We start from the raw sequence: 12008 nt of genomic DNA, 5'->3' as shown, positions 1-12008 counted from the left end.
ATTAATCTCCCAGCAGAGCAGCGTGATCGTTAGCGGAAATAAGACGGTGAACGGCATCGGTTTCAGGGCGATGCGTGAATCCATCGGTATCGACATCAGCACCGGTGGCCTTGTCCGGATTAAACCCCAACGGTGGTGCGGTACAACCCGACCTGCTATCCGCCGCCGCACCCCGTGCAGGCGGGAGAGTCACAGCGTCCGACCGCGCCACCAGCAGGCTGCCTAAACGAATATAACTGGTGCGGGTACAGTCACTGACCGATTCCTCAAATAACAACTGGCCATCACGGGCATACACACTGTATCGCAGGTCCTGCCCCTCACCGGTCTGGCTGAAGGCGCGCAGATTGTGGCCATCATAGACGTAGCGTTTGCTGACACCGCCACTAGCGCTCTCGATCAGCCGAGCGGCATCGTCATACCGATAAATATCTTGACGCGTGGCAATCAACGACCCATCGGGTTGACGCAAATACCCGATTTTCTCCCTGACATTGCCATACACATCGTACCGGAACAGACTACCGGTGTTGCCGGCCTCCCGCTGGACAAGCTGTTCATTGTTATACCCATACTGAACGCTGTCACTGCCCCCGTCAGACTTGGCGACGATATTGCCACGCACATCATAGTTCACCGTGGTACGCCCCCAGGGGCCACGGGCTTCGCGCAGCCGATCTAAGGCGTCATAATCACCGAACTGATTCATAAAGACCGTTTGCGTGCTGTCGATACCATCGACCAGGGTCGTGACATTGCCACGCGGATCATAGGTATAGGTGAGATTCACATGGGGCCCCGCCACGATGGTCTGCGGAAACAACCGCCGGTCATAGGTCTGTGAGACCTGGACACCATTGCCGAGGGTATAGGCGCTCACCTGTCCGGCGGGGTGGAACACCACATTGGTCGCAAAGCCCCCGACCTGTGTCGCACGTCCCAGGGCATTGGGGGCATAGTCGACGGTTAAACCATCGGGATAGACCAGGCTCGCCAGCACATCCCGTCCGTCATAGCCATACTGCAGGGCGTACTGGCGAGGTGTCGGTGTGCCGACGATCAAGGTCTCTTGAGTGAGATTGTTGTTTGCATCGTAGACGTAGGCCCAGTCTGTGATACCGGAGACCAGTCTCGTCAGGTTATCGTTTTGATCGTAGGTGTAGTCCACCGCGTCCGTGCCGGGCGGGTAGTCGATCCGGGTGACCCGATTGAGGCCATCATAGTCGTAAGCGGTAATCCCCGAGCCGGCAACGCTTGACGATACTAAATTGCCCACCGCGTCTCGACCATAGGTCGTGGTCCCGATTTCCGGTTCCGTTTTCGCGACTAAAAACAGGCGTGTGTCATACGTGAAGTTTCGCGGAAAACCCAGTAGCCCGCCATTGGCTTGTTCCTGCCCCTGAAACACCTCCGTAATTTGATCAAAAATATTGCGCCGAATCACGGTCGTCACCGCCTCTGGCTGGCGAATCAGGTAGGGTGCCCGGCTTGAAATGCCCACCGTGCGATAAATCGTTTGCGTGCTATGGCCGCGCTCGTTGGTTTCAACCATCAGGAAGTCGTTATAGCCATAACTCACAAAACTCCCATCCGGATAGGTTTTCCGGAGGGGGCGGTCGAGCGCATCGTAGCGATACCCAATACCGTCGAGCGTATTGGGATAGGATTCAAACACCGTGCGCCCGGAGGCGTCGTAGGCCGTCGTCATACTGATGGTCTCGTTGGTGACGGTATCGACCCGCCGGGTCTCAATGCGGCGTCCCAGCCGGTCAAAAAAGTCCGTTTGCTGATAGGCGCCCCGCGTCAGACGCCGGGTATTGCCCGGATAGCTTATGGAGACCGGCAGGTGGATGGGGTAGGTAATGTCGGTTAATCGATTTAAACCATCATACGCGTAGCGTTTGGTATACCCGCGCCCATCGGTTTCCGAGGCCAGGGTGCCGGTGTCATTGACCACCCGTGTCAGGAGCACCGCTTCCGGTCGCTCCTCTCGGGCGGCAATCCCCCGTTTGTAGTCACCATAGCGCGTCACATTGCCGCGCGCGTCCGTGACGGATGCCAGGTCGCCGGCTGGCGTGTAGGTATATTGCGTGATCACACCGTAGCGATCCTCCTCTTTCAGTAAATCGGTGTTGGGAAAGTACGTGCGGTGCGTCGTGAACACTTGACTGCCGTGAGTGATCGTTTCGCTCACCGGCAAACCGAGCAGCCAGTTTTGCGTATCATTGACATAGGCGATCGTGGTGATTTTGTCCGCCACGCCCTGCAGATTGGTAAACTCCGTGATGGTTTGCACATTCCCATAAGCATCATAGTCGGTGTAATTGACCCCTTGTGAAGAGGTGGCGCCGCTCAGGTCCGCATTGCCGTCCAGGCTGATATATTCGCCCAATAACACCGGCGAATTCGTTTCCTCTTCAATCCACCAACTGCGATCACCGCCGTGAAAGAGATTTTCGTTCGAGATCTTGCGCTGCCCCCAGGCCTTGACCACGACCTCTTTTAAGACGTCGTTCAAGGTGTAAGTGGCCTTGCGGTACAACAACCCCACAAACGAGGGCAGGATAAACTGGTAGGACCCGGGCCCTGTCTGGATGAAGTCTTTGCCATAGTGGTGAAAGACATACTTCGCATGGGGCGTGGTGACCGTGGTCGCATCGACGCGTAACCCAGCGCCACCGGCATCGGTATAGGGCACACTGTGCGGCGCAAACGCGTAGGTGGTGGTCCCACCGGGTATATCATCGCCGGACACGGTTTTTGTCTCTATCGCCGTCGTTCTCAACGCCGATCCCTTGTCAAACTGCACATACTGGTAGGTGTAGTCAATGCGGGCACCGTTGGGGTACTTCACCTGTGTAAGCGAGTAGCTGCCCAGACCGTCTTCGACCACCCCATCGGTCGGGTCCGGATCATCGATTTTCCCGTTGTAACCGTATTCCCAGGTTTTACCGTCCGGTCGCCTCACCCTGACCAGTTGATGGCGGGGCCTGGTATACCCGGGAATATCCGCATACTCGTATTCCCAGCGCTGGCCATTGGCCTCGATACTGGCCAGCCGGGGCGTGGCATAGGCGCCCCCGCCATCGTCATAGCCATAACGCAACACCGGCTGGCTCTCGCCTTCCTCACTGCGATAGACGGCGACGATATAGGATTCGCCGGCGGCATTGTCCTCATAATCGATGCGAATCCAGTTACCGTGAATATCCTCGATGCGCGTGGTCAACCAACTGGGCTCTTCCTGGTAGTAGTCAAACCGATCCATGGTATAGGTCGTACCGTCGGGCGCGGTCACCACCATGCCGGGGTTAAGGCCGTCGCACTGCGCTTTCCAATTGCTGCGGGTGATCAAGGTGTTGTCGTTGTCGATCGCATTGAGCACGAGGATTTCCCGGCCACCATCGGGGTGTTCCAAAGACGGGTTATCCCGTGTACTGACCGACCAAAGGCTCTGGTTGCACAATTTGTCGGCATGGCGGTTGGTGGTGACAATACGGCCAAAATGCATCAACCAGCCCAACCCCGTCAGTGAGCGCACCGGATAGGCATTGGTTTGCAGGCTGGTGTAGACGCGATTCACACGAATATCCAGTCCGCCGTTGCCCGGCACCAGGATATCGGTGTACTGGAGTTGCAACGTGCCGGAGAAGGGATCAACGCTCTCGTTGAAGTGTTGATTGATCGTCTCCTTGAAGGGATTGAACCCCGGCTCGGCATAGTAATCGCGTATTTCCTCGGCGGCCGCACCGGCGGCCCACAGTAGCCAGGCACCGCAACAGACAGACTTCACTAAATACTTAACCATCGTCTTAAACTCCTTTCAATGATGACATCGGCAAGGGCGTTGCCGATCGACTCACGACTGAATGATTTACTCGTTGTCCACTTTCGCGGGCTCGCCGGCCTCAGCAGCACGCGCAGTGTAGGACCCGACAAACTGCGTCGGGGGTATCTTGTGCTCTTGACGCGTCACAGGAATGTCTCGCACGGCTTGTCTGGACGTGCGCGCTTGACTCTCGGACAAACGTGCCTGCGCTGTTGGGTCGAGCACAGGGTTTTCAACGGCGACTGTCGTTTGTCCGGCATGATCGGTCTCGCGGTGCACAAGCAGGTTGTCGTTTTCGATGGATGCTTTGCCGGAAGTGGCGGCGCTGTTATCGGAAGCGGCGGTGCCGTTCCGGGAAGCGGTGGCACTGTTGTGCCGGTGGACCTTCGGCGCGTGCAGTGGTTCCTCTGCACGCCCGGAGAGACTCGCAACCGCCTTCCCCTCGGCATAATACTTATCGGGGAGACCGTTCCGGCTTACAGCGCCATCGGGAGCACGTTGAGGGGTATAGAGCAAAAAAAACAGGAGAGATAAAAACAGAGCAACCACAAGACCAACTTTTACAGAAACAGACATGACGCTCACTCCTTGAAAATTTTCAGTGGGAAAATTGCGATTTCCTCAATCATTTTTCACTATTCAACATTCACTTTTGAGTTGCATTTATCAACGCCTTATTCACGTAAAATACAACAATCCAAAACACTTTTTTCGTCTGAAAACAGACTCAACTATAAAACCTCAATGGCGTTATTGTTACGCCTATTTTTACAATATAGGAGCCAATAAAATTGGACCTCAGAAGTGAGTAGCCTATAAAATCTACTGTAGTCCTCACTTTGTTGCAAAAGCCAACACTATCTCTCACCTTATACTGCTGCGTTTACCTGGCCTGTTCTTTAAGCATTCCTAAATCCCAGTGTCTTGAGAAACGCCTGCAACTTAGTCGTATGTCATCGAGCTTACATAACGCAGCAAATTTTATTCAGTTGCTAAGTTGCAGACATCCCCTTCTTTGTTAATTTCGCAAAGAAAGCTTCCGCATTTTGTTAAAAAAGTTGGGGTAATATGCAACGGCCATTGCTGTTTTTTTGGGTGACGCATTTACTGCAATGCTTTCAAGACAACCACGTGATATACATTTCGATAAAGTAGGCTAAATGTATTCGACACAACGGGGTGTGGAAAATCCCAGTTGATTGTTACCCGGCCTGTGACGGCCTACATCATAGAAGTCTTATGAAATTTTTTATCCAAAGACGCCTGAATATTGGTTGACAGAAACAACTATCAGCTTACGCCTTGAGGGACGCCTGCCACTGAGCAACTTAGGCCTATATCGCCAGACTTACACAACGCGGCAAATGTCCTTTAAGTTGCTCAGTGGCAGGCGTCCCTCTACTTAAGACTGTTGGATCGCCGGAGGCTATCCATCCCGCGCGGCCGCTGGTAATATCGCCATCCACAGTTGTCCGCGAGTGAGTTTTATATGCCAACGTATTTGCGAGCAACCGAGCGCTGCTAGACCATGAATCTGTGGGTGCTGTTCGGTCTCTTATCTCTGCTGCTGGGCGGTATCGGCGCCGTGCTGCCACTGTTACCCACCACGCCCTTTGTGTTGCTGGCCGCCTGGTGTTTCGCCAGGTCTTCACCGCGCCTGCACGCCTGGCTGCTCAACAGTCGCCTGTTTGGCCCGATGATCCGGCGCTGGGACGAAAACCACTGCATCAGCCGCAACGTTAGACGGCTGGCGCTGTTTATGGTGATCGGTGTCGGAGGCAGCTCGGTGCTCTTTTTCGTTCCCGCGGGGTGGCTGCAGTTCGCCGGCGGCGTGCTGGTCGCCATAGGCTTTATCTCCGTGTGGCGCTTGAAAGTATGTCCCGACTGCTAACCTGTACAAGCTTTAATCAGGTATCCATTATCAGGATCGCACACCGCCGTTCAGCCATCCTATATGATTGGCAACCCCCGACACCATCACTTACATTATTAAAACAGCCGGAAACTGAGCAGTCTGCGAGGCAAGCTATGACCACCACGGAAATCGATGAATCCCTCAATGTCTTTGGCGAGCCCTTGCAGTCCTGCAGCGAAGAACCTATGACCGGCTTCTTTCGCGACGGTTGCTGCAATACCAATAGTCAGGACATCGGCTCCCACACCGTGTGCGTGGAAGTGAGCCGGGAATTTCTGGAGTACTCACGCTTCCAGGGCAACGACCTCTCGACCCCGCGACCGGAGTTCGGCTTTCCGGGGCTCGAGGCCGGCGACCGCTGGTGCCTGTGCGCCGCCCGCTGGCTCGAGGCGCACCGGCGGGGAATGGCGCCAAAAGTATTTTTGAACCGAACCCATATCAAAGCGCTGGCGACAGTGCCCATGAAGCTGCTGCGCGAATACGCTTTGGATTTAAATTGAAAGGCCGCCAGCACTGTTCGAGCCGGCGGCGCTATTTGGGCAGGCGGAATTTGGCGGTCTGGCGACTGATGGCAACGAGCTGGCCATCACTGTCCCAGAGATAGCCGTCCTCCTCCAACACCCCGCGTGTCAGGTAATTGGTCTCGAAATGGCACTGAATCGGCCCCGGCTGCGCCAGGCCTCGCACCTGCACGGTCAGTTCCAGGGTCGGCACCCAGCCGGTAGGCCCGTAGAAGGTGAACACCGGTGGCGGAAAACCGTCGGCAAACAATAACAGCGCAAGCGGATCGGTGCTGGGTCCGTCGGCCAGTTCGAGCCAGCCGCTCAGTTGGCCGCGACCGTCGGGCTGACCGGTAAAGCTCTGCTCCTGGCCCGGGTTGACACGCTGTAAAACCTGGTGGCCAAAAGAAAAGTCGAACGGCATCCGCAGGCGTACACACTCGTCATAGGGGCGGATGGCCGGCCCGGCGGGGACACTGCGGCTCTCGCCCCGGGTCTGCGTCAAGTCGGCAAAAACACCGATCATCATCACTTTCAACACCCGGTTCTGAAGCAGGCGCACACAGCCGTGGGAGGAGGAGCCGCCGGTCCGCAATACCTCCACCTCACAGTCCACCGGCCCCGGCTCGGCCGGCGCCATATAATAAGCAGTGACGGTGAGCGGGTGTGGATGCGGCAGCGCCGCCTGCAATGCCCTGGCCCCGATGGCCATGATATAGCCGCCGTTAGGCACCCCGGCGATGCTCCAGTCGGCGCTGATGCGACCGCGCCAGTGGTGTTCGGAAATCTGTTCCAGGCGGGTATCTTCTGCGAACTTCAGCATAGTTGGGGGGTCTGCTGTTTAGGGGCTGCAATTGGCGTGGGATTCTAGCAGCTTTTCCCGGTATCATGGATCGCTGGCCATGACTGCCCGGACGCCCGCTGATCCTGTCCGGCAGGGCAGGCGTATAGTAATCGGGATGCCAGGGCGCTTCCCGCCCGGCCAAGACCGCCTGCGGCGGGGGCTACCCTGGACGACTTGCATAATTGCTGCACATTCAATCAATAGACTGCCTTCGTAGCCAGCTCAGCCGAATGCCCGAATGCCGTCAATGGCTGTCTTTAAAGATTGACGCCGGCGACCTTCGTGACGGCAGGGGACCGTTAACAGTCGGGCGCCATTGGCAGTATACGGCGGGCTACCGCGTATTGACCAAAAACGAGATTGACACAGCGAGCCGAGAAAACCCTACATCCTTACAGAGTTCCTACAATCACAGAAAGACCCTACAACCACAGAATGCATAGATGACGGCCTTACTGAACCGAAATACCGCAAAAAAACTCCTGCCACTGGCAGTGCTGCTCGCTTTTATCCTCGCCACCTGGGCCATTACCCGGACCGAGCCCTCCAGCCAGCGGCAGGCACAGCCGCCACAACCCGATATTGCCGTGGAAACCCTGGCGGTGACACCGCGGGCCTACCAAATCCAGATACAGTCGTTCGGCACCATCAGGCCCCGCACCCAAAGCCAACTGACCTCGCAGGTCGCCGGGCAGATTATCGACATCAGCCCCCACTTTCGCGCCGGCGGTTTTTTCGAAAAAGGGGACAACCTGGTCACCATCGACCCCCGCGACTACGATATTGCCATTGAAACCGCCGCGGCCGAGCTGGCCAGCGCCGAAGTGGCCCTGATCGAGGAGGAGGCCCGCGCCCAACAGGCGCGCACCGAGTGGGCCGACGCCCGCACCGGCAGCAACGCCACCGACTTTGCCCTGCGCAAGCCTCAGGTGGCCGCCGCCAAGGCCAACGTGGCCTCCGCCAGGGCACGGCTGCGCCAGGCCCGCCTCAACCGCGAGCGCACCCAGATCACCGCGCCCTTCTCCGGGCGGGTGCTGTCGCAGACCGTCGATGTGGGTCAGGTGGTCTCCCAAAACACCCAGTTGGCGGATATCTACGCTATCGACTTCGTCGAGGTACCGCTGCCGCTGAAGAACAGCGAATTGAGTTATATCAACCTGCCCGAGGCCGACCGCTTTCAAACACAGCCGCAGACGGCCCCCCGGGTCAGCATCCACAGTAACCTGGGCGACGGCAGCCGCTGGCAGGCGCGGCTGGTGCGCACCGCCGGGGCCATCGACGCCGACAGCAATCAGTTGCATGTGATCGCGCAGATCGATGATCCCTTCGGCACCGCGATGGCCGATCAAACGCCTTTGAAGATCGGCCAGTATGTGACCGCCACGATAGAGGGGCGGTTGCTGGACAACGCCATTGTCATTCCCAACACCGCCATCTACCAGGGCAGCTATGTCTACGTGGTGGAGCAGCGCAACGAGACGTCGATTCTGGAGCGACGCGATATCACCCTGGCCTGGCAAAACCGTGCCGAGGCCATTGTCGCCGCCGGCCTGCGGGCCGGGGAACAACTGGTGCTAACCCCCCTCGGCCAGGTCGCCAGCGGCACCCGGGTGCGGGCAACCCGGCGGCCGCCGGGCGCCGAACCGGTGCCACACACGGCCAATACCGCCGAAGCCGGGGAGGTCTCCCGGTGATCGCCTGGTTTGCCCGCAATCATGTAGCCGCGAATCTGCTGATGATTACGCTGCTGGCGCTGGGCATGTTGTCACTGACCCAGCGCATCCCGCTGGAGGTGTTTCCCACCCTCGATCCCCAGCGCATCAACGTGGCGGTTTCACTGCGCGGCGCCACGCCCCAGGAGACCGAAGAGGGGGTGGCCATCCGGGTCGAGGAAGCCATTCAGGACCTCGAGGGTATCGAACAGATTACCAGCCGCTCCTCCGAGGGCAGTGCCTCGATCAATATCGAGGTGGAGCCCGGCCACGATCCGCGCGAGCTGCTGGCCGATGTCAAAAGCCGGGTCGATGCCATCAACACCTTTCCGGTCAACGCCGAGAAACCGGTTATCAGTCTCGCCATACGTCGCGCAGAAGTTATCAGCATCGCCGTGGCGAGTATTTACGGCGAGCGGGAGGTCAAATACCAGGCCGAGCAGATTCGCGACGATCTGCTGCGCTTGCCGGGTGTCACCCAGGTGGAACTGGACTCGGTTCGCCCTTACGAAATAGCGATCGAGGTATCGGAGAGCACCCTGCGCAACTACGACCTGACGCTGGTCGATATCAGCCAGGCGGTGGCCAACAGCTCGCTGGACGTTTCAGCCGGCAATATTAAAACCGAGGGCGGCGATATCTTAATTCGCGCCAGCGGCCAGGCCTATCGCCGCGATGACTTCGACAATATTGTCGTGCTGACCCAGCCCGACGGCAGCCTGATCCGCCTTAAGGATATCGCCCAGGTCTACGACGGTTTCGAGGAGTCATCGTTTCGCAGTCGCTTTAACGGCAAGCTGGCGGCCTTTGTGGACGTCTATCGCGTCGGCGATCAGAGCGCCCTCGGGGTGGCGAAAAAGGTAAAGGACTATATCGCCGAGCGGCAGGCGACCATGCCCGAGGGATTTGAACTGTCACTGTGGCGGGATCGCTCGCTGATTGTGGAAAAGCGTTTGCAGACCCTGACCCAGAACGCGATCCAGGGCGGCATTCTGGTGCTGATATTACTGACGCTGTTCTTGCGTCCCACCATCGCCTTTTGGGTTTTTATCGGCATTCCGGTGAGTTTTATGGGGGCGTTTATCGCCATGCCGTTTTTCGGTGTGACGCTGAACATATTCAGCCTGTTTGCTTTTTTGCTGGTGCTCGGTATCGTCGTCGACGATGCCATTGTCACGGGGGAAAATATCTACACCCACCTGCGGCGCTCCGAATCCGGTCTCGAGGCCGCCATCCAGGGCACCCGGGAGGTGGCGGTGCCGGTGACTTTCGGTATCCTGACCACCATCGCGGCGTTTCTGCCGATCGCGTTCCTGGAGGGACGGCGCGGCCTGTTGTTTGCGCAGATTCCTGTCGTCGTGATTCCGATTTTTTTATTTTCACTGATTGAATCGAAACTGGTGTTGCCGGCTCATTTGAAATCCATCAAGCTGCGCCCCGATCGCCAACCCGGCAGACTGGAACGCTGGCAGCAGTCCTTTGCCGACGGCTTCGAAAAAATGATTCTGCGGTTTTACCAACCGGTGCTGCGCTGGTCGTTGCACAACCGCTACCTGACCCTGGTGATGTTTGTCGGCATACTGATGGTGATTATCGCCTTGATCAGTAACGGCTGGCTGCGGTTTACATTTTTCCCGCGGGTGCAGAGCGAAATCGCCACCGCCAGCCTGACCATGCCCACCGGTACCGCATTCAACATTACCGATGCGTATGTGCAGAGAATTACCGATGCCGCCTATCGGCTGAAAGCGCAACACCGCGATCCGGACACCGGCCTCGATATCATTCTCGATATCCAGTCCTCCACCGGCTCCAACAGCAGCGGCGGCGCCCATACCGGGCGGGTGCGGCTTGAAGTGGTGGCGCCGGAGGACCGCACCTCCACCATTACCAGCTCGCAGTTGACCCGCCAGTGGCGCGATCTTATCGGCGTCTTGCCCGGCGTGGAGACGCTGACGTTTCGCGCCGAAATCGGGCGCGTCTCCGACCCTATCGATATCCAGTTTTCCGGCAACGACCTCGACACCCTGTCCGCTATCGCCGATAAGGTCAAAGCGCGCTTGCAGCTCTATCCCTATGTCTTCGATATCGCCGACAGCCTCTCCGACGGTAAGGAGGAGTTGCAGCTCGAGTTGACGGACGAAGCCTATGCCCTCGGCCTCAGCCGCGCCGACATTATCAACCAGGTGCGACAGGCTTTTTTCGGTGCCGAGGTGCAGCGTATCCAGCGCGGCAGAGACGACATTCGGGTCATGGTGCGCTACCCGGAAGCGGAGCGCTCGGCGATAGCAAATCTGAAAGACCTGCGGATCAAAACCGCCGACGGCCGGCGTGTGCCGCTGGAGCAGGTGGCACTGCTCAAACCCGGCAAAAGCCCGGCTGCCATCTACCGTATCGACCGCTACCGCACCGTCAATGTGACCGCCGATGTCAACAAACAGCAGGCCAATATGGTGGTGCTGCAACGGGATTTGCAGACGTATATCGATCAACTGCTGGCGCAAAACCCGGATGTCAAATACAGTTTCGAGGGCGAGGCGAAAGAGCAGCGCGAGTCGTTCGGCTCGCTGGGGTTGGGTATTGTGTTTGTGCTGTTCATTATCTACTGTCTGCTGGCCATTCCATTTAAGTCCTATCTGCAACCGCTGATTGTGATGTCGGTGATCCCGTTCGGTATTATCGGTGCAGTGGCCGGTCACCTGATTATGGGCAAGGATCTGACCCTGTTGAGCCTGCTCGGTATGATGGCGCTGGTCGGCGTGGTGGTAAACGACAGCCTGGTATTGGTGGACTTCATCAATAAAAACAAACAGGGCCTGTCGCTGCAAAAAGCCATTCTCAATGCCGGTGCAGCCCGTTTCCGACCGGTTATGCTGACTTCGATTACCACGTTTATCGGGCTGATGCCGCTGTTGTTCGAAAAGTCGACTCAGGCCCAGTTCCTGATACCCATGGCGGTGTCACTGGGTTTTGGCATTCTGTTTGCGACTTTCATTACCCTGATTCTGGTGCCGGTCAATTACCTGGTGACGGCACAGTTGCAAAGCGCGGTCAGCGATTATCTGCGGCAACTGCGCAACCCCGAGCCGCTGGCGCGCTGACTGCGGGTTGTGCACAGCGCTGTTTAAGAACGAGGCGCTCGAGGTTGGATCAGGCTCGAGCTTCACATCTACCTACAGGCTTCTTTTCCGGTTTTTAAAGGCTTACA

General features: G+C 57.6%; 7 protein-coding genes. 4 read left to right on the top strand and 3 right to left on the bottom strand.

Going from position 1 to position 12008, the window contains the following annotated elements:
- Nucleotide 1: 1 nt before the first annotated feature.
- Both FKG94_RS23075 and FKG94_RS23070 read right to left on the bottom strand, forming a co-directional pair.
- Nucleotides 2-3808: an RHS repeat domain-containing protein gene (locus FKG94_RS23075; protein ID WP_142929317.1), complete on the bottom strand. Its 3807-nt coding sequence runs from the start codon at nucleotides 3806-3808 to the stop codon at nucleotides 2-4.
- Nucleotides 3809-3874: 66 nt separating this feature from the next.
- Nucleotides 3875-4405, bottom strand: coding sequence for a hypothetical protein (locus FKG94_RS23070; RefSeq protein WP_142929316.1), 531 nt, complete (start codon nucleotides 4403-4405; stop codon nucleotides 3875-3877).
- 952 nt (nucleotides 4406-5357) lie between these two features.
- Between FKG94_RS23070 and FKG94_RS23065 the strand changes: the two genes are divergently transcribed.
- Nucleotides 5358-5720, top strand: coding sequence for a YbaN family protein (locus FKG94_RS23065; RefSeq protein WP_142929315.1), 363 nt, complete (start codon nucleotides 5358-5360; stop codon nucleotides 5718-5720).
- 137 nt (nucleotides 5721-5857) lie between these two features.
- The gene (locus FKG94_RS23060; protein ID WP_142929314.1) at nucleotides 5858-6244 is read left to right on the top strand and encodes a DUF2237 family protein; all 387 of its coding nucleotides are present in this window, start codon (nucleotides 5858-5860) and stop codon (nucleotides 6242-6244) included.
- A gap of 31 nt (nucleotides 6245-6275) precedes the next feature.
- Here the strand turns inward: FKG94_RS23060 and FKG94_RS23055 are convergent, their stop codons facing one another.
- On the bottom strand, nucleotides 6276-7067 hold the full coding sequence (locus FKG94_RS23055) for a thioesterase family protein (RefSeq protein WP_142929313.1): 792 nt from the start codon (nucleotides 7065-7067) through the stop codon (nucleotides 6276-6278).
- Nucleotides 7068-7531: 464 nt separating this feature from the next.
- On the opposite strand from FKG94_RS23055, the gene FKG94_RS23050 reads away from it, so the two are divergent.
- Both FKG94_RS23050 and FKG94_RS23045 read left to right on the top strand, forming a co-directional pair.
- The gene (locus FKG94_RS23050) at nucleotides 7532-8782 is read left to right on the top strand and encodes an efflux RND transporter periplasmic adaptor subunit (protein ID WP_142929312.1); all 1251 of its coding nucleotides are present in this window, start codon (nucleotides 7532-7534) and stop codon (nucleotides 8780-8782) included.
- Nucleotides 8779-11901: an efflux RND transporter permease subunit gene (locus FKG94_RS23045; RefSeq protein ID WP_142929311.1), complete on the top strand. Its 3123-nt coding sequence runs from the start codon at nucleotides 8779-8781 to the stop codon at nucleotides 11899-11901. The genes FKG94_RS23050 and FKG94_RS23045 overlap by 4 nt, the downstream gene beginning before the upstream one ends.
- The last annotated feature ends 107 nt before the right edge of the window (nucleotides 11902-12008 follow it).

The organism is Exilibacterium tricleocarpae (assembly GCF_007004655.1).
Lineage (GTDB): Bacteria > Pseudomonadota > Gammaproteobacteria > Pseudomonadales > Cellvibrionaceae > Exilibacterium > Exilibacterium tricleocarpae.
The sequence above is the reverse complement of the archived record's forward strand: the minus strand, read 5'-3'. Positions and strand labels throughout refer to the sequence as shown.